Below are 18,498 nucleotides of genomic sequence, written 5' to 3' on the forward strand. Positions count from 1 at the left end.
GGTCAATTCCTGCACCTTCTCGCCGAACTCGCCGAACTCGCCGGTCTCGCCGTCAAGGCTCTCGCGGATCTCTGCCCAGGAGCCGGTGAAGGTGGCCTCGATGTCCTCGTACAGTGCCTCGAGCTGCGATTCACCCTGCTCCAGCGCAATCTCGTCGAGGTAGCCGGGCCCATGCTCCACGATCCCGTCAAGCACTCCCTCGAGCGAGGCAACCTTGTGCGTCGCCAGGCCGGTAGCCAGCATGTCGTCCGGGCTCAAGCGGTAGCCCGTCAGCGCCAAAAACGCGCCGAGCGCCTGCGACGGGTGCTTCGGCAGGTTCTGCAGCAACCACGACATGCCCACGTCCGTGACGTAGCCAATGTTCATCTCCGGCATGGACGCAAACGCATCCTCGGTGACCACCATGTGCGAACCGTGCGCCGACACCCCCATGCCGCCACCCATGATCACGCCGCTGCACAGCGCGATGTACGGCTTGGGGTAGTTCGCAATGTCTAAGTTCATGGCGTACTCGTCGGCAAAAAACGCATCGACCTCTTCCAGACGTCCCTCGAGGACACCTTCACGTGCGGCACGGACGTCGCCACCAGAGCAAAAGTGCTTGGCCGAGGACTGGATGACAACTTGGGCGACGGTGTCGTCGTCACGCCAGCGCTTCAGCGTTTCGTCGATGGCGCGCGCCATCTCCGGGTTCAGAGAATTCAGGGCCTTGGGGCGGTCGAGGGTGATCACCCCGGTCGTGCCGCGTACTTCGGTCTTCACAAACTCAGTCATGCCGCCCAGTGTTCCACATCACACCGGTATGGTGTGGGCAATGCAGACGTCACGACTGATCGCACTCGACATGGACGGCACCCTCCTCACCCCGCAAGGCCAGGTGCCCAAGCGCTTTTGGCAGCTTGACGACGACGCCACCGCCCAGTCCGTCACCCTCACCCCCGCCTCCGGCCGCCAACTGGCAACACTGCAACGCATGTTCCCCGCATGCGAGACGTTCATCGCCGAAAACGGCGCGGTGGTGTGGCACGGCGGCGAGGTCGTCTCCACCACCGACCTGCCCCTGGATGCTGCCCGCAACCTCATCGCAGCGCTTCCCGACGCACCATTTCCCGCCCACACCGTCATCTGTGCACCAGAAGTGGCCACCACCCTCCCGCTGCCACCGGCCATCGACGCCGAGGTAGACAAGTACTACGCCTCCCGCACAACACTGGCGGCGCTCGGCGACCACCCCACCCCCGTGATCAAAATCGCCCTCTACGTCGAAACCGACGCCGAACGCGACGCCCTGCCCTGGGTCCGCAAACACGCCCCCGAGCTGCGCGCTGTAGTCAGCGGCAAACACTGGCTAGACATCATGCACCCAGACGCCGACAAAGGACAGGCACTCGAAGCGCTCGCCGACACGCTGGACATCCCCCTTGCACAGACCGCAGCATTCGGCGACTTCCTCAACGACTACGGCATGCTTCGCGCCGCCGGCTACGCCGTCGCCATGGAAAACGCACACCCCGACCTCAAAGCGATCGCGGACGAGGTGATTGGGTCAAATGGGGACGAGGCGGTCGTCGATAAGCTTGCGCAATGGCTGCAATGATCGACTTCACCCAACCCGCCGACGTCGTCGCACCGCAGTTGCTAGGGTGCCTCATCACCCACAACGGGGTGACTGTGCGCCTGACCGAAGTCGAGGCATACCTCGGCGACGACGACCCCGCCGCCCACACCCACAACGGCAAAACCGCCCGCAACGCCGCCATGTTCGGCCCACCCGGCAGGCTGTACGTCTACCTCTCCTACGGCATCCACCACAACAGCAACATCGTCTGCGCGCCCGAAGGCATCGGCCAAGGCTGCCTCATGCGCGGCGGCGAAATCATCACCGGCGAAGCACTCGCCCGCCAGCGACGCCAACGCCCCGACCGTGCCATAATCCCGTTTGAAAACCTCGCACGCGGACCAGGCAACCTCGGCCAAGCTCTCGGACTGGGGTTAGGCGACAACGGCACCCCGGTGGAGATCACCCCGCGCACGCAGGAGCCGGAGTGGGTCGCAGGACCCCGCATCGGGATCTCCAAAAACAAAGACGCCCCGTGGCGGTTCTGGATCCCCGGCGACAAGACCGTATCCACACCACGCGGGCGCCCGAAGCGGATCAACCTTTTGGGTGATTGATTGAAGGTTAGGCTTACCTATATCCTCAATCTGTAACTAAGGGTAACCTACCCTTCATTCCTAGATTGGAGAAGCAGATGACCATGGCCGCCCCCACTGACCAGCGACTGTCGGCCGCACTCAAAGACCAGACCGCCACTGCGCACTCCAGCGCCGAGAATTCCCCCTTCATGTCGAGGCTTGGAAAAGGCGAGCTGGACCGGGCGGCCGTAGCAGAGCTGACAGTGCAGTACTTCCACATCTATTCGGCACTCGAAGATGCGGTGCGCCGCGCCGCTTCCCACCCCGCGGTGGCGCAGATCGCCGACGAGCGCCTCGAGCGCGTGCCCGCCCTCGAAGCCGATCTCACCGCCATGCTCGGCGCCGGCTGGAAGGAAACCACCGCCCCACTCGATGCCACGAGGCGCTACGTTGCCGAACTCGAGGCGCTCACCCCGGACTCCGGCCCGGAAGTCATCGCCCACCACTACGTGCGCTACCTCGGCGACATTGCCGGCGGACAGGTGCTCGCACGCGTGTTCCAGAATGCGTACGCGCTGCCCGACGAGGCATTGCACTTCTACAACTTCTCCGCGGTAGGCAAGATCCCACACTACCGCGCGCACTACAAGGAGACGCTCGACGCGATGCAGCTTAACGACGAAGAGCGCGCACGAATCATCTCCACCGCCCAGCACGTTTTCGCCCTGAACCAGGCAGTGTTCCAGGACCTTTCGACCCACGCCGGCTAGGCCGAGGCTCCTTAACGCCTGTCAACGTAAGCGATCGCACCCCAGATCGCCCCAGCCGCCACGAACGCAGTGAGCACTCCGCCGGTGAGCGTGAACTGCGCAGGCACCAGAAACAGCACTAGCACTGCCAAGCAAACAATCAACCCCCAAGCCACCGCGAGGACGATCCCCGCGCGTTTGCCCAGTCGAGCACCGGCATCGCGGCCCTTATGCGAGGGCAGTGACGAAAGCCCGAGAACCGCAGCCACCAACGCCACGCTCGCAGGGAACGCCACCCAGATGCTTCCGGTACCCGCCCCAAACGCGATCACACCTGTGATCAAGGCGATCAGGGCGCGCTCCCAGGTGACGAAGTGCACAGCGCCGCCTTCATATGTGCGCGGCAATCGCACACCGACAGGTCGAATGAGTTTGGTAGCAGGTCCCGTCTGTTGCGCCATCACGACAACCCCTTTCAACATTATGCAAACCTAACCTTACTTAGGTAAGGTTAGCCTACCTACTTTTTGCTATTTCGCACCTCGAGGCAACCATGAATGTTCGCACCCACCTCGGCGCAGTCGCTTGCGCGAGTCTGATCGGCTTTACCGCCACCATGTTCGGCGCCGCGCCTGCGCTTCTTCCTCTCGCGGCGGCCGAAGAGTCTGCCAGCACACACCGCAGTGTCTCAGCGGGAACCATGCAATGGGGGGTGTTCCTATATAGGTTGTCAACTCCGTGGGTGAGGTTGTTGGGGGTATGAAGGGCTTCTGCTTCGCCGTGTGAATGTTGTTTTCGGGCATCTCGAGGAGCCGATTGGGCTTGCTGCTCAATCGGCTTGGATGGGAGCTGTTGGTTCTAAGCTGCTGTGACCTCTTGGACTGTGGAGATGTCTCGGTAGAGCTCGCCGCTACGCATCATGGCGAAGAGAACGTTTAGGCGTCGGCGTGCGAGTGCGACAACTGCGGCGTTGTGTCTTTTGCCTTCTTTGCGTTTTCGTTCATAGAATTGTCGGGAACGCTCGTGGAATCTGATCGATGCAAAAGACGATTGCCATAGGGCGTTCTTTAATTTTTTGTTGCCAGCCCGGTTGGGCGAATTCGACATGATGGACGTTCCCGACTGATTCGTCCGCGGTGATAGGCCTGCATAGGACGCTAGGTGCGCTGCATCGGGGAAGTCGGACATATCGCCAACGGTCATGAGGATCTGCGCGGCGCTACGCGGACCGATGCCGGGCATGGATAAAAGAATCTCGGTGTGAGGAATGTCCTGGATGAGCTTGAGTACCTGCGCCTCGATTTCTTTACGATGCTCGAGTTTGGCCAATGCATCTTTGGCGGACATTGCTACGCCAAGTTCGGCGTATTCTGCCCCGGCAATGGACACGGTCTGCCCGTGGATGGCAGCAAGCATGGCATCGATGACAGGCTCAGGATTGCGCGCCCTGTGACTGCGCGCAAAGGCTGCCAGACGTGCTCTACCGACGCGTCGAATCTTGGTGGGGCCACCGTATTTGGCAAGTAGGTGGAGGATCCACTTGCGATGAATCACCTGTCCGCGCAGAACATGTTCGAATGCAGGATAGGTTCCCACGAGCGCGGATCGCATCTGGTTAATCAGGCGTGTGTAGGCCCGGGCGAGATCTTCGTCAATACCGTTGAGCACTTTCAGCTGGATAAAGACTTCCTCAACGCGGTCGACGCTGCGCAAGGCATCCGGAAGTTTAAGACCGGCATGGGCAATGACGTAGGCGTCGCGCACATCGGTCTTGGAGTTGCCGACGTGGATGCGAGAGAGCTGCCGCATCGCAAGCCCCGGTAGATAGCGAACGTCGGCCCCCATGTCTTGGGCGACTGCGACGGTTAACCGGCCGATGTTGTTGGGTTGATCGACAATGACAAGAACCGAAGCGTCATCGGCGAGAAATTTGCCGAAGAGCTTGCGTAGCGAGCCTTCATGCTGGTTGATGCGTTCGGACAGGACTTGACTGCCCTGCGGATCGAGGACGCAGGCGTGGTGGAAGTATTTGCCGACGTCCACGCCAATGACGAAGTCATAGGCCATGGGTGTGTGCCTCCTAGCGATGAATGAGAAGTTGGATTATTTATGCTTCATCGCTGGGGTTGGTCGGACATACTTGCACTGGCATCCACATTACTGTGAGACCTCATACCACCTGGGCTGGGTCAAGTTCCTATTAGCAGTTTGAGTATGTCACTGTCTTCGGCGACATCACCCCCCGGATCATTTTCAGACAGGGACAGGAATAAGCCATACCGAAGCCAGCGACTAGTTCCACTGTTCTTGCGAACGGAGGGAACGGAAGTAAACATAACCCGCCCAATCGGGTGGACGGCCTATGAATCTTCGGTGCCCTGGGGTGGAACTGCTAACAACGTAATGTGCGCGAATCGTTCAGAAAATACATCGAAGGTCCCATAGCCCACGGCAGCATTTCGGTCGGTGGCGGCGCACAGCGCTCAGGCGACGGTTTCACGTTCGACGCCAAATCCTCGGCACTGACTTCAGCCTCGGCCGGCGAAATCAGCTTCCAGGGTGAGGTCCATTTCACCGGGCACAACGGCGCGCTTGATATGACGCTGCGCAACCCCACAGTGGTGGTCAATGGCGCTCAAGCCGAACTGCGGGTGGATTACGCTTCACGGAAGTACGAGGGCATGAACTCGACCGGCCCGGTGCGCGAAGGCACCCAAGAGCTGCTCGCCACCATCGCGCTCAACGCCGCCCCGGATTTCTCCGCACAAACAACGACCATCGCAGGCCCCACCTCCCTCACCACAACCGGTGCGGAGATCTTCGGTGGCTTCTACGAGGTGGGCGCTCCACTCGACCCGGTCACAATTGAGCTATCGCTTAACGACGCCTCCGGCCCCGCCCCACAGCCCAAAGAGGGCGGCGGCACCTCCGGCGCAAAGAGATCGGGCGCCACCTCCGGCCCGGCCCGCCTCCTCGGCGAGATCAACGACACCCTGGAAGAACTCAACGCGATGTTCGCCAACACTGAGACACTGCTGCGCAGCGGTGAGTCACTGCATCGCCGGGTACTTCCGACGCAGGAAGGCACGAGCCCTGCACCAGCGGCCAACAGCGGCGCCCCCACGTCCAATGCCCCCCGAACGGGAGGAACCTCCAACGCAACGAACAGTCCAGCGAACGTCAACCCTGGCTCCGTCCCCGCGACACCAGCCGGCGCGCCGAAGGTGAGTGGCGGCACGAACACCGGTAATGCAGCAAAACCCACTGGTGCGGCACCTGCGGGTGGCGCCAGCGACAGCGGGATCTGTGACTCGAGCGCGTCTCGCGGGATTGTCAGTTCCGAGGCCCAGTGGGGCATTCGCCAATCTTTCCGCACGTACATCCGCGGCAACATCGCGAAAGGACGCTGGGAACTCAAAGGCGTCGGCGACGACGGCAACGCGTTCACGTTCTCCGGCAATTCCGGCGCGGTGGACACTGCCGCACGCTCCGGTTCCATCCTCTACCCCGGCACCATCCACTTCACCGGCCACGAAGGGGTGTTAGACACCCGCTTTTCCAATATGGAGATCCAGTTCAGTGGCGATTCGGGCCAAATCGTCATCAATGTTTCGTCGAATAGCACTGATGGCAAGGCGAATGATTTCGGCCGCATCGCGATCGCCAACTTATCCTTCAGCGAGCTGAGCGTTTCCGATTCCGCGGTGTCCGGCTCCGCGCAGGCGACGCTCACCCAAGTCGGCGCGGAGGCGTTCGGCCAGTTCTACCCCGCTGGGGCCCCACTCGACCCAGTGAGTTTCAGCGCTCGCCTCGGCAACACGGCGAACTGCCGCGAGGGGCAGGGTGGGGCCTCCTCGGAGTCGTCGACAGGCAAAGGCGGAACCGCAGGTGACGCTGCGGCGCTGAAGCGCGGCGGCACGGCAGGAGCCCAAGCGAAGCTGAACTCAGGGACGACCCCCGAAAACGCAAAAGGCAGCGTGTTCGACGAGGTAGAAGGTACAGATGCCGTGGAATCCGCCAAACAGCCCGAAGGCGGAAAGTTCCAGATCAAAAACTCCGCGGCAGGCGACGGCGCCGGCAGCGGAGGCTGGGACGACTCAACGGTGGCCAAACTCCTGCTTCTGGTGGCCTCGCTGCTCGGCGCCGGTGGCGCGCTGACCAGGTTTATTGCGACCGGATAAAACCGGATAGAAAAGGAAACTCTCAATGAAGCTTTGGAAAACACCCCTCGTCTGCGCGGTCGCGGCGGCCGTGGGTCTGTCGCTTGGAGGTTGCGCCAGCTGGGACAACCCCGTGCAAACCGAACAAAAGGCGCTTTCGCAGTCGCTCGCAACCGGAGCCGACCCGCACCAGGCTGAGGGCGTCGCGATGGTATCGGAGATTTCCGAGGTAGAACCCGTCGAAGCGGAGCGCGAAACTGCGCTGCCCGTCGAACTCACTGACGCCGACGGCCACGACGTCACGGTTACCGACACCTCCCGCATCCTCGCGCTCGACCTCTACGGCACCTACACAAAGACGCTCCGCGGTATCGGGTTGGCGGACAACATTGTCGGTCGCACGGTCAGCTCCGCGGAACCCTCGCTTTCTGACCTTCCCGTGGTCACCGAAAACGGTCACTCACTAAACGTGGAGGCAATACTGAACTTGCGCCCGACGTTGGTCATCGTGGATCACTCCGTCGGTCCGAGCGAGGCCATCGACCAAATCCGCGCGGCGGGCGTGACCACCGTCGTCATGGAGCCGAAACGGACCATGGCATCAATGGGAGAGGACATCATGAACGTGGCCTCCGTCGTCGGGGAGCCAGAAGCGGGCAAACTCCTCGCGGAACGAAGTGAAAAAGAGGTGCAGCAAGCTCTCGAAGCGATCAAACAGGTCGTCCCGAAACAGCCGCTGCGCATGTCATTCCTGTACGCGCGCGGGACCGGCGGCGTGTTCTACCTGCTCGGCGGCGAAGACGGCACCAAGGACCTCATCGAGGCGCTCGGCGGCGTCGACGTGAACACTGAAAACGGCATCGGCAACGCTTCCCCCGCCAGCCCCGAAGCGCTCGCCCAGGTCAATCCGGAGGTGTTCGTCATGATGAACGGCGGGCTGCAATCCACCGGCGATATCGAGGGCCTGCTTCAACGACCCGGTGTCGCACAGACGACCGCCGGCCAGCACAAGCGCGTGCTTTCACTTCCCGACGGCGACTCGCTTGCGTTCGGCCCCCAAACCGGGGAACTTCTGCTGCGCGCAGCCCACGCCCTGTACGGGGAGGGGCAGTGACATCTTCCGCCGAGGTGTTTCACGCCCGCCGCCGCAGCCGTGTGGCGCTGTTCACGACCGTCAGTGTGCTGCTGGTGGCGACAGCCATCGGCTCGATCATGGTTGGACAGTTCGAGCTTTCGGTCCGTGAGCTGTGGCCGATTCTCCAGGCCGGCCCGCTGTCTGCAACCTCTCTGGAAGCGTCCGTGATCTGGCAGATCCGACTCCCCCGCCTGGTGCTCGGTCTGTTCGTCGGTGCCGCGCTGGGCGTCAGCGGGGCGCTCATGCAGGCAGTCTTCGCCAACCCGCTCGCGGAGCCGAGCGTGATCGGCGTGAGCACCGGCGCGGGCGTCGGGGCCGCCGTCGCGCTCGTCTTCGGGCTCACCACTTTCGGCACGATGACGGTGCCCGTCCTTGCCTTTATATCTGGGACCCTTGCAACCGCGGTGGTGTACTTCCTCTCACGAGTCGGCGGCAAGGTTCGCGTGCTCAACCTGATCTTGGTGGGTATCGCGGCCAACGCTATCTGCGGTGCCATTATTTCAGTGCTCACTTTTATGGCCCCCACGACCGCGCGAGAGCAAATCATCTTTTGGCAGATGGGCACTCTCTCGGGCGCGAACTGGGCGCAAACGGGCGCAGTGACAGGCGTGGTCATCGTGTCACTGACGCTGGCGATGCTGTTAGGCAGCAAGTTCGACCTTCTCGCACTCGGCGACCAGGCCGCCTACCACGTCGGGCTCAATGTCACACGCCTGCGAATGGCGGCGATCGTGCTGTCGACGCTGCTCACCGCTGCCGCTGTCTCGTTTGCGGGACTGATCGGGTTTGTGGGTCTTGTGGTGCCGCACATCGTGCGCACTGCGGTAGGCCCTTCCAATAAGGTGCTGCTCCCCGCTTCAGCTCTCGGTGGGGCACTTTTGATCGGTGCCGGCGACATTCTCGCCCGCACAATCATCCCCTTTGCAGACCTACCGATTGGCATATTTACCGCGCTGATCGGTGGGCCAACATTCTTCTTGCTGTTGCGGCAAATGATACGAAAGAACCACCAGATATGAGTGTTACCGCACGTGGCGTCACTGTGCAGAAGCAAAACCGCACTATTCTTAACCAAGTCGACCTGCACGCAACCGCCGGCCAGGTCACCGGGCTTATCGGACCCAACGGAGCCGGAAAGTCGACCCTGCTGTCGGCCTTGGCGGGTGACATTCATCTCGCGCACGGAGTGGTCGAGGTGGCGGGCAAGGATGCGTCGGAAAGCACAGCCTCCGAACTCGCGCGCACGCGCGCTGTCATGCTCCAAGACGTCAGCGTGGCGTTTTCCTTCCTCGTGCGCGATGTCGTCGAAATGGGCCGCCACCCCTGGGGCCGTGGGCCGGACGATGCAGCGATCGTGGATGCGGCGCTCGACGCGACGGGGATCACCCACCTACAGGACCGCGAGATTGTGACGCTGTCCGGCGGAGAGCGAGCCCGCGCAGCCTTCGCGCGGGTGCTCACGCAGCAAACGCAGGTCGTGCTTCTCGACGAACCAACGGCAGCCATGGACGTTCACTTCCAAGAACAAACGATGGGAGCCGTTCGCGCGCTTGCGCGTCGCGGTGTGACAGTCATCGTCGTGTTGCACGACCTACAGCTCGCGGCGCGATATTGCGACCGCGTCGTGTGCCTTAAGGCGGGCGAGATTACAGCGGCAGGCACCGTTGACGAAGTGTACAACGACGCGATTCTCAGCTCCGTCTACGACTGGCCCATCACCGTGTTGCGAAGCAGTGGGCGGATCCTAGTGGCCCCCGACGAGGCGGGTGAACCCGTCTCCGGACTCTGGTGTCCAGCCCCAGCTCCCCCCACCCCTTGAAAAAGTTAGGGATACCTTGCTAAGGTTAGCCTACCCTATCCCATCGGTGCGATGTTACATCCACCACACCAACTCACCGAAAGGCTTCATCAATGTCCCGCACCACCACCCTCGCGGCCATCACCGCCACGGCCATGATCTCGACTGCATTCGCCACCCCCGCTGCCTTCGCGGATGCGCCAACCATCGAGTCGGGAAATGCGCACTGGAACATCAAGGAATCGTTCCTGCGCTACGTGCAATCCCCGTTCGTCGCCAGCACCATCACAACCACGGAAGGCGCGGAGAAGGTGCTTCGCGACGGCAAGCTTGCTGACTTCGCACTTCCGGTCAATGCCGCCGACTCCGCCCTCGATGCCAACGGCAACGGCACCATTGACCTCGACGGCGCCATTTCGATCGAGGGCCACCACGGCGCTATGGACATCAAGATGTCCGACTTCAAGATTGTGGTCAACGGCACGAAGGGCGTCCTGCAGGCGGATTACGTGCGCAAGGGCGCAATGCCGGGCTCTGAGCCCACCACCGCCACCGGAGACGACAAGCCGATCGCAGAGTTCGAGGTCACAGATGCGCTGAAGCCCGGCAAGGACCACAAGTTGTCTGCGACGTTCATCCCGACCAAGCTGACCGAGTTCGGCGTCGACATCTTCGGCTCGAGCTACGAAGTCGGCAAGCCATTGGATGACTCGAAAGTCGCCGTCAACCTCGCATTCAAGGCCCCGAAGAAGGAGCCGAAGCCGACCGACCCGAAGCCGACTGACCCGAAGCCGACCGATGAGGACGGCTCGAGCACCGGCGCAATCGTCGGCATTGTCATGGCGGTTATCGCAGTGCTGGGCGGCCTGGGCTTTGCGGCGACTCAGCCTTCGGTCCAGAAGCTGATTAACCAGTTCATGGGCAAGTAGCGTCCATGTGCAAGGCGCGATTGTCCACCGCGGTGGCGGTGGCGCTATTGCTTTGCTCCCCCGCCGTCGCCGAAGGCCAAACTGCGGAGGAAGACACTTTCACGGAGATTTCCTCGACAGACGACGGCTCGCCGGCTACGCAAGCCACGCGGGCAATCGCACTGGCGATGGCTTTCACCGGTTTAGGGTTCGCGCTCAGCGCCCTCATACAGGGGGCCGCGTCAATCCTCGGCATCAAGCCTCCACAACTGCCCCAACTGGTGCGTTAAACACTGCCTCAAGAGCCCCGTCGTCCGGCGGGGCCCTCATTTGATTCGAAAAGGATTCGCCTCAATGCTCATCTCCCGAAACGCCGCTGCGGCGGGGTTCTCCGCGCTTATATTCGCCACTGCGCTGGCAATTCCTGCCGCCGCCGAAAGCTCCTCTGCTGAGCCCGCCGAGGTTGGCGGCGAATTTGTGTGGCCCATTTCCACCGGTTTTCTGAATCAGGCCGTCATTAAAGGTCAAGGTCGCGTGCTCACAGGCGGGGGCGCGACGTGGAACCAGGAAGCGCTTGAATTCTCCTTCCCGGTCACCTCCGCGACGCGGACCGGAAAGACGTGGACATTCGCGCTCGACGGCTCAGCGCAGGTACAGGGATACAAGAATGCGGGTGGCTACGACGGCTGGGCCGTAGATGTAAAATACTCGGACCTCAAGCTGAAGGTGGAGGGAAAAAACGCCACTTTGTACGGCGATTACCTCCTCGCCGGGGTCGCGAACAAGACGTACAAGCCAGTCGGCGCCAAGGGGGACGACGAGCCGCTGGTCACCTTCACACTCGGCAGCGAGATCACCCCGCCGAAACGAGTGACAGAGCACAACCGGACAACGGTGTCGGATACCGGCATGGAGAAGTCCCTCAGGCACTACCCGAAGGGCACGTTGCTAAAAGACTCTGAAGTGGATCTCAACGTGACATTCGGGGCGACTGCTCTCAGCCCTGGGGCGATCGCGGGCATCGCCGTGGGCGTGCTCGCCGTACTTGGCGGTCTCGCCTACGCATCAACCCTTACCCCGGTCCGGGCGCTCCTTGCGCAGTGGCTGCCCCGGTAACTACTTTCTCTTTTTCTTCTTGCTGCCCTTGCCCACTTTGCGCTTCTCCAACTTGGCGGCGACATCGGGCACGTAGCGGAACTCGTCGCGAGGCGGACGCTCATAGTCCGTGATCGCCGGACGCTCGGGAATCTCTGGGAGGTCAGGCTCAATATGCTCATACGGAATCGTCGACAGCAAGTGCGAAATGACATTGATGCGAGACCGCTTCTTGTCCTCGCTCTCCACCGTGTACCACGGCGCCGCCGGAATATCGGTGTGGACAAACATCTCGTCCTTCGCGCGGGAGTACTCCTCCCACTTCGTAATGGACTCCAGATCCATCGGCGAAAGCTTCCACTGACGCAACGGATCCTCACGACGGGACTGGAAACGCTTGTACTGCTCCTCATCCGAAACGGAGAACCAGTACTTGCGCAGCATGATGCCGTCCTCAACCAGCAGGCGCTCAAAGATCGGCACCTGGTGCAGGAAGCGGCGGTACTCCTCAGAGGTGGCAAAGCCCATCACGCGCTCGACGCCGGCACGGTTGTACCAGGAACGGTCAAAGATGACGATCTCGCCTGCCGTCGGCAGCTTCTCCACATAGCGCTGGAAGTACCACTGACCCGCCTCGCGGTCCGTCGGCTTCGGCAGCGCCTCCACACGGCACTGACGCGGGTTGAGGTACTGGGTGATGCGCTTAATTGCGGAGCCCTTGCCCGCAGCGTCACGCCCCTCCATAATGATCACAACACGCTCGCCGTTTTCGACGACCCACTGCTGCATCGCAACCAACTCAGCCTGGAGGCGCAGCAACTCCTGCTCATAGGCATCACGGGACAACTTCGGCGGCTTTTTAGCTTGGCTCATAGGTATAACCGTACTCACAGACAAAAACGACACAACAATTATCTCGCGAGGGAAGACATTGTTGAACAATCTATGGGCTATACTTCTCCCGAAACCTTTTCAATACCGTACCGGGTCACTCAAAAAGTCCCGGTAACGCTGACCTAAACGGATGCCATGCTTGCACATAACGTTTCCGCCGAAGTTCGCAGAGCGATTTCGCGCGGTGAGTTTATCCCCGGACAGAAGCTCAACGAGGTGGCCCTCGCTGACCGCTTCGGGGTATCTCGCAATACGCTGCGCGAAGCCTTCGCAATGTTGACCGCTGAAGGCCTGGTCGAGCGCATCCCCAACCGCGGTGTGTTCCTCGCGACCCCAACAGCGGAATTCATCACCGACACCTTCCGCGCACGTGCAGCAATCGAACCTGCTGCACTGCTATGGGGTACCGACCTGGACGTCGACCGCCTCGAGGAGCTCAACGCCGAAGGCCGCACCGCAATTGAGGAACAGGACGACGACCTGTTCATCGCTGTGAACCAGGCATTCCACCACGTCGTACTGTCCTCGATGGGTTCAAAGACCCTCGGCGACACCATGGACCAGCTCGACGCCTTCCTCCGCCTAGCCACCCTCCCAATTCTGGAGAAGGACCCCTCCTTCAACCGCCGTTTCATCGGCATTAATGAGCACATCGTGGAGCTGCTGCGTGCCGACGATCGCCAGGGCGCATCCGACTACCTCCAGCACCAACTGATTGAGCTGAGCACCGAAATCATCGAGATGATCGAGAAGATCAACAGCGGGCAGCTCATCTAGCCCCGCACCCCCCTTATGTTCGGGGTCACACTCGAACAGCGGTATAACTGGGGTCATGCATATAGACCTCAACGCCGACCTCGGTGAAACGACTGCGGGCAACCCGGTCGCAGACGATGCGGCGATGCTGCAGATGGTCTCCAGCGCAAACGTTGCGACCGGCTTCCACGCTGGAGACCCCCACTCCATAGCCGGAACGCTCAAAGACGCCGCAGCACATAACGTCACACTCGGCGCACACGTGGCCTACAACGACCCCGTCGGTTTCGGCCGCCGATTCATGGACTACACCCCGGCCGAACTCGCCGACGAAACCCTCTACCAAATCGGCGCCCTCGACGCGCTTGCCCGCGTCCACGGCATGCGCGTGCGCTACGTCAAGCCGCACGGCGCGCTGTACAACACCATCGTCCACCACAAGGCCCACGCCAAAGCCGTCATCGACGGCATCAAGGCGTTCAGCCCCGACCTGGCCGTCATGCTGCTGCCAGGCGGCGTGGCCGTCGACATCGCAGAAAAAGCCGGCATGCGCGTCATCCGCGAAGCGTTCGCCGACCGCGGCTACAACCCCGACGGCACGCTGGTATCGCGCCGCGAACCCAACGCCGTCCTGCACGACCCAGCCGCCGTCGCCGAACGCGTCCTCCAGGTCGCCTCCACCGGCTCCGTCACCGCCATCGACGGCACCGAAGTCAAAGTGCAGGCCGAATCCGTCTGCGTCCACGGCGACTCCCCAGGCTCGGTCGAGCTGACACGCAGTGTCGTCGCTAAGCTTCGCGACGAAAACATCACGATCGCGAGCGTCCTATGACCCTCAGCATCAAACGGGTCGGCACCCGCGGCCTCATCGTCGATCTGCCCGACCTGGCCACAGTGATGAACTACTACGCCGCGCTCACCGCAAGCCCGCTCGACCACCAAACCGACGTCGTTGCAGCCGCACGCACCGTATTGCTTACCTTCGACTCGCCCACCGCGACCACCAAGGCAATCGACACGCTGCAGACCTACAGTCCCGCAGCCGCAGAACACACCGAACCACGCGACATCGCCATCGACGTGCTCTACAACGGCGAAGACCTCGCCCCGCTGGCCGAATCGCTCGGCATGGCTACCCACGAACTCATCGACTGGCACACCTCCACCACCTGGGTCGCAGCCTTCGGCGGATTCGCCCCCGGCTTCACCTACTGCGTGCCCGAAGACCCCACCCGCGCACTGACCATCCCGCGCCGCGACACCCCACGCACCGCCGTGCCCGCCGGCGCCGTGGCACTAGCAGGCGAATTCTCCGCCGTCTATCCACGCACCTCCCCCGGCGGCTGGCAACTCATCGGCACCACCAACACTCCAATGTGGGACTCCACCGCCACCCCGCCCGCCCTCGTCGCCCCCGGCGACCGTGTGCACTACAGAGCAGTCGACACACTTAACGACGACACCACCCTCGCCCGCCACCACCTCGCCACCCCACCACGCCGCCCCGTCTTCACACTCGACGACGCCGGACTCCAAACCCTCTACCAAGACCTCGGCCGCCAAGGCAACGGCAACCTCGGCGTGACCACCTCCGGCTCCGCCGACCGCGCCTCCGCACGCACCGCCAACGCAGCCGTAGGCAACAAACGCAACGCCACCCTGCTCGAAAACATCGGCGGGCTCACCATGACCGCACTGACCGAAACCGTCATCTGCGTCACCGGTGCCGACACGGACGTCACCGTCGGCGGCAGGCCAGTACTGCTGGCAACGCCGACGATTGTCCCGGCGGGTGCGGAGGTCGTCGTCAAGCAAGCGCGCCTCGGGTTCCGCACCTACATCGCCGTACGTGGCGGACTCATCGCCGACACCGAACTCAACTCCGCCGCAACCGACATGCTCTCCGGCCTCGGACCCAAACCACTCCAAAGCGGCGACACCATCGCCATGTCCCTAGCCAAACCACAATCCGCCAACTCACTACTCACCAACCCCCTGCGTGTCGAACGCGACGGAGCAGACGTCGTCGGGACCGTACGCTGCGTCCTCGGCCCCCGCGACGACTGGTTCAGCAACGACGCCGTCGAACGCTTCTTCAACACCACATTCACCGTCACCGCCGACTCCAACCGCGTCGGCCTCCGACTCGAATCCGACGTCCCCCTCACACGCGAACGCGAAGGCGAACTCCCCAGCGAAGGCATGGTCGCAGGCTCCATCCAAATCCCACCCTCTGGCCAACCCGTCCTGTTCCTCCGCGACCACGCCGTCACCGGCGGATACCCCGTCATGGCAACCGTGATCAACGAAGACGTCGACATCGCCGCCCAACTCCCACCCGGCGCCAAACTCCGCTTCGAACGCTATCCCCTCTAACACTTCTAGGACCGAACATGACTTTGAATGCAGTACTCATCGCCAACCGCGGAGAAATCGCCGTCCGCATCGCACGCACCGCACGCGACCTCGGCATCCGCTCCATCGCCGTCTACTCCGAACCCGACACCGGAGCACTCCACACCCAAGTCGCCGACGAGGCCTACCTCCTCCCCGGCAAAACCTCCGCCGAGACCTACATGAACATCCCGGCGCTCATCGAAATCGCCCACCGCGCCGGCGCCGACTGCCTCCACCCCGGATACGGATTCCTCTCCGAAAACGCCGACTTCGCCCGCACCGTCGAACAAGCCGGCCTCACATGGATCGGCCCATCGCCCGACGCCATCGAACTGCTCGGCGACAAACTCTCCGCACGTGCCCTCGCCGTCGAAGCCAACGCGCCACTCGCCCCCGGCACCGGCGAACCACTGGAAACGTGGGAGGAAGCGCGCGACTTCGCCGAAGAACACGGCATGCCCATCGCCATCAAGGCTGCATTCGGTGGCGGCGGCCGCGGCCTGAAAGTCGTCTTCGACGAGGCGGACATCGAGGAAGGCTTCGCCTCCGCCGGACGTGAGGCACGCGAAGCGTTCGGCCGCGGCGAATGCTACGTAGAGAAGTTCCTCACCCACCCACGCCACGTCGAAGCGCAAGTGCTTGCCGACGCCCACGGCAACGTCGCCGTCCTCGGCACCCGCGACTGCTCCACCCAGCGCCGCTTCCAAAAACTCATCGAGGAAGCCCCCGCACCGTTTTTGACCGATGAGCAGCGCACAGCCATCGAAGAAGGCGCCCGCGAGATCATCCGCAAGGCCAACTATCAGTCGGCCGGCACCGTCGAATACATCGTCTCCGAGGACGGCACCGTGTCGTTCTTGGAGGTCAACACACGCGTCCAGGTCGAACACCCTGTCACCGAGGTCGTCACTGGTGTGGACATCATCGCCGAGCAGTTCCGCATCGCCGACGGGCTTCCCCTCTCCTTCGTCGACGGCGACTCGGTGGACCCGCAGATCAACGGCCACGCCTTCGAGTTCCGCATCAACGCGGAGGACGTCACCAACGGCTTCGCCCCGTCGCCGGGCACCGTGACGCGTTTCGACGCCCCCACCGGCCCCGGCGTACGCGTCGACACCGGCGTAATCACCGGCGGGCAGATCCCGCCCTACTACGACTCACTGATGGGCAAACTCATCATCTGGGGCCCGGACCGCGCCACCGCCCTGCGCCGCGCCGCACAGTCCCTGTCCGAGTTCACCATCGAAGGCGTGCGCACCGTCATCCCGTTCCACCGCGACATGGTCGTCGCCCCGGAACTGACCGGCGACACCCTGGACGTCTACACCGACTGGGTGGACCACAACTACTCGCCGTCGCAGCGCCACAACAACGTGGACATCGAGCACATTTACGACGAACGCCGCAACGTCGTCGTCGAAATCGACGGCAAACTCCACACCATCGGCTTCCCCGTCGCCCTCCTCGGCACCGGCGGAGGAAACGCAGCCCCGGCCGAGGCTTCCACTCCGGCTTCTGATGCCGCGGGCGCCGTGACCACCAAGTACGAAGCCACCATCGTGGAGTGGCTCGTGGCTGACGGCGACGTTGTTGCCAAGGGCGACCCAATTGCCACGATCGAGGCCATGAAGATGGAATCCCAGATCAAGGCAACCCGCGACGGCCAGATCTCGCTGGCGGCTCAGCAGGGTGAGCGAGTCAAGGCGAACGCCACGATCGCGACGATCTCCTAGCCGAAGAGTTGGTCCATTGCCCCGCGGTTGGTGTTTTTCACCGGGTAGCCGCGGGGTGAGATCCATACTGGGGCACCCCGCACCATGACGATCCGGCCGCGTTTCTTACGCCACGGGTCATCATCATTGACCCGGTTGTGGTACCTGCATAGCGGCGCCAGGTTGCCAATATTGGTCTCCCCACCATGCCGCCAGGCCTCCACATGATGCAGCTCGCAGTTGTCTGCTCCGTGACGACAGCCAGGAAACGCACACACCGGCGAGACCAACTTGGCCAAATCGCGCTGCTTCTGATTCGCCAAACGTTGCGTGCGGTACAGATTCACCGCACCGGCCTGCGGATGAAACGCAGCTACTTCCAACGCATCACCGAACTGGGCGGAGAGAAACTCCGCACCGGTCATGGTGGTGCCATCGGTCATAGCAAGGATGACGTCGTCGCCCGAGCCGTCCAGGATGCGCAGGTAATCCGGCAGCGGCACCAACACAGTGGGACGTGGCGCTGCGGTTGCGACCTTGCCATCGCCGAAGAAGATCCCAATCAAGTTCTCGGCAATCTGGGGTGCAGCCGGACGATCAGGGTCAATGCCTAACCGCCCGGCGTGCTCCATATCGGAGATCTCACGCTCGTCATAGGTTAAATGCAGGGTGCGCTTGCCGTTTCGTGACGGCCCAAACTTCGCCGCATCCACCGCAGGCTTCGTATCCGCCGGCACCAACGTGCGTGCCGCTGCCTC

General features: G+C 62.5%; 19 protein-coding genes. 14 read left to right on the forward strand and 5 right to left on the reverse strand.

Annotation, left to right across the window (positions count from 1 at the left end):
- The coding region (locus HMPREF2656_RS12090; protein ID WP_070816906.1) for an enoyl-CoA hydratase/isomerase family protein at nucleotides 1-774 on the reverse strand (774 nt) is incomplete at its 3' end.
- A gap of 40 nt (nucleotides 775-814) precedes the next feature.
- Here HMPREF2656_RS12090 and HMPREF2656_RS12095 point away from each other — a divergent pair.
- The 3 genes from HMPREF2656_RS12095 to HMPREF2656_RS12105 all read left to right on the forward strand — a co-directional run bounded on the left by HMPREF2656_RS12095 (nucleotide 815) and on the right by HMPREF2656_RS12105 (nucleotide 2,906).
- Complete coding sequence (locus HMPREF2656_RS12095; RefSeq protein ID WP_070816907.1) at nucleotides 815-1,597, forward strand: HAD family hydrolase; 783 nt, start codon at nucleotides 815-817, stop codon at nucleotides 1,595-1,597.
- Nucleotides 1,594-2,175, forward strand: a complete 582-nt coding sequence (locus HMPREF2656_RS12100) for a DNA-3-methyladenine glycosylase (RefSeq protein ID WP_070816922.1) — start codon at nucleotides 1,594-1,596, stop codon at nucleotides 2,173-2,175. The genes HMPREF2656_RS12095 and HMPREF2656_RS12100 overlap by 4 nt, the downstream gene beginning before the upstream one ends.
- Before the next feature lie 83 nt (nucleotides 2,176-2,258).
- Nucleotides 2,259-2,906 carry a biliverdin-producing heme oxygenase gene (locus tag HMPREF2656_RS12105; RefSeq protein WP_070816923.1) on the forward strand — a complete coding sequence of 216 codons (648 nt, stop codon included), beginning with the start codon at nucleotides 2,259-2,261 and terminating at the stop codon, nucleotides 2,904-2,906.
- 11 nt (nucleotides 2,907-2,917) lie between these two features.
- On the opposite strand, the gene HMPREF2656_RS12110 is transcribed toward HMPREF2656_RS12105, so the two are convergent.
- Both HMPREF2656_RS12110 and HMPREF2656_RS12115 read right to left on the reverse strand, forming a co-directional pair.
- Entirely contained in the window at nucleotides 2,918-3,346 is a 429-nt protein-coding gene (locus tag HMPREF2656_RS12110) for a hypothetical protein (RefSeq protein WP_070570903.1), read from the reverse strand.
- A gap of 397 nt (nucleotides 3,347-3,743) precedes the next feature.
- On the reverse strand, nucleotides 3,744-4,952 hold the full coding sequence (locus tag HMPREF2656_RS12115) for an IS110 family RNA-guided transposase (RefSeq protein ID WP_070816908.1): 1,209 nt from the start codon (nucleotides 4,950-4,952) through the stop codon (nucleotides 3,744-3,746).
- A gap of 338 nt (nucleotides 4,953-5,290) precedes the next feature.
- Here HMPREF2656_RS12115 and HMPREF2656_RS12120 point away from each other — a divergent pair, with 338 nt between their 5' ends.
- The 7 genes from HMPREF2656_RS12120 to HMPREF2656_RS12150 all read left to right on the forward strand — a co-directional run bounded on the left by HMPREF2656_RS12120 (nucleotide 5,291) and on the right by HMPREF2656_RS12150 (nucleotide 12,002).
- Nucleotides 5,291-7,066, forward strand: coding sequence for an HtaA domain-containing protein (locus tag HMPREF2656_RS12120; protein ID WP_070816909.1), 1,776 nt, complete (start codon nucleotides 5,291-5,293; stop codon nucleotides 7,064-7,066).
- 25 nt (nucleotides 7,067-7,091) lie between these two features.
- Nucleotides 7,092-8,159 carry a heme/hemin ABC transporter substrate-binding protein gene (locus tag HMPREF2656_RS12125; RefSeq protein ID WP_070482637.1) on the forward strand — a complete coding sequence of 356 codons (1,068 nt, stop codon included), beginning with the start codon at nucleotides 7,092-7,094 and terminating at the stop codon, nucleotides 8,157-8,159.
- A complete protein-coding gene (locus HMPREF2656_RS12130; protein ID WP_070816910.1) occupies nucleotides 8,156-9,199 on the forward strand; it encodes a FecCD family ABC transporter permease in 1,044 nt (347 codons plus the stop codon). The genes HMPREF2656_RS12125 and HMPREF2656_RS12130 overlap by 4 nt, the downstream gene beginning before the upstream one ends.
- Nucleotides 9,196-9,999, forward strand: a complete 804-nt coding sequence (locus tag HMPREF2656_RS12135; protein WP_070816911.1) for a heme ABC transporter ATP-binding protein — start codon at nucleotides 9,196-9,198, stop codon at nucleotides 9,997-9,999. The genes HMPREF2656_RS12130 and HMPREF2656_RS12135 overlap by 4 nt, the downstream gene beginning before the upstream one ends.
- A gap of 92 nt (nucleotides 10,000-10,091) precedes the next feature.
- Nucleotides 10,092-10,907, forward strand: a complete 816-nt coding sequence (locus tag HMPREF2656_RS12140; protein ID WP_070816912.1) for an HtaA domain-containing protein — start codon at nucleotides 10,092-10,094, stop codon at nucleotides 10,905-10,907.
- A gap of 5 nt (nucleotides 10,908-10,912) precedes the next feature.
- Nucleotides 10,913-11,176 (forward strand): hypothetical protein, encoded by a 264-nt coding sequence (locus HMPREF2656_RS12145; protein WP_070482633.1) that lies wholly within the window; start codon nucleotides 10,913-10,915, stop codon nucleotides 11,174-11,176.
- 64 nt (nucleotides 11,177-11,240) lie between these two features.
- The gene (locus HMPREF2656_RS12150) at nucleotides 11,241-12,002 is read left to right on the forward strand and encodes an HtaA domain-containing protein (RefSeq protein ID WP_070421269.1); all 762 of its coding nucleotides are present in this window, start codon (nucleotides 11,241-11,243) and stop codon (nucleotides 12,000-12,002) included.
- On the opposite strand, the gene ppk2 is transcribed toward HMPREF2656_RS12150, so the two are convergent.
- Complete coding sequence (gene ppk2, locus HMPREF2656_RS12155) at nucleotides 12,003-12,854, reverse strand: polyphosphate kinase 2 (protein WP_070421270.1); 852 nt, start codon at nucleotides 12,852-12,854, stop codon at nucleotides 12,003-12,005.
- A 156-nt stretch (nucleotides 12,855-13,010) separates the two neighbouring features.
- On the opposite strand from ppk2, the gene HMPREF2656_RS12160 reads away from it, so the two are divergent.
- From HMPREF2656_RS12160 to HMPREF2656_RS12175, 4 genes are read left to right on the forward strand one after another with little or no spacing between them, the layout of a single operon-like run.
- Nucleotides 13,011-13,652: a GntR family transcriptional regulator gene (locus HMPREF2656_RS12160; protein WP_070421271.1), complete on the forward strand. Its 642-nt coding sequence runs from the start codon at nucleotides 13,011-13,013 to the stop codon at nucleotides 13,650-13,652.
- A 55-nt stretch (nucleotides 13,653-13,707) separates the two neighbouring features.
- A complete protein-coding gene (locus HMPREF2656_RS12165; RefSeq protein WP_070421272.1) occupies nucleotides 13,708-14,463 on the forward strand; it encodes a LamB/YcsF family protein in 756 nt (251 codons plus the stop codon).
- A complete protein-coding gene (locus tag HMPREF2656_RS12170) occupies nucleotides 14,460-16,007 on the forward strand; it encodes a 5-oxoprolinase subunit B/C family protein (RefSeq protein ID WP_070816913.1) in 1,548 nt (515 codons plus the stop codon). Before HMPREF2656_RS12165 ends, HMPREF2656_RS12170 begins: the two co-directional genes overlap by 4 nt.
- 17 nt (nucleotides 16,008-16,024) lie before the next feature.
- Nucleotides 16,025-17,761, forward strand: a complete 1,737-nt coding sequence (locus HMPREF2656_RS12175; RefSeq protein WP_070816914.1) for an acetyl/propionyl/methylcrotonyl-CoA carboxylase subunit alpha — start codon at nucleotides 16,025-16,027, stop codon at nucleotides 17,759-17,761.
- Here HMPREF2656_RS12175 and HMPREF2656_RS12180 read toward each other — a convergent pair.
- The coding region (locus tag HMPREF2656_RS12180; protein WP_083319546.1) for an HNH endonuclease signature motif containing protein at nucleotides 17,758-18,498 on the reverse strand (741 nt) is incomplete at its 5' end. The two genes, HMPREF2656_RS12175 and HMPREF2656_RS12180, sit on opposite strands and share 4 nt — an antisense overlap.

Source organism: Corynebacterium sp. HMSC034B08 (assembly GCF_001835805.1).
GTDB classification, from domain to species: domain Bacteria; phylum Actinomycetota; class Actinomycetes; order Mycobacteriales; family Mycobacteriaceae; genus Corynebacterium; species Corynebacterium coyleae.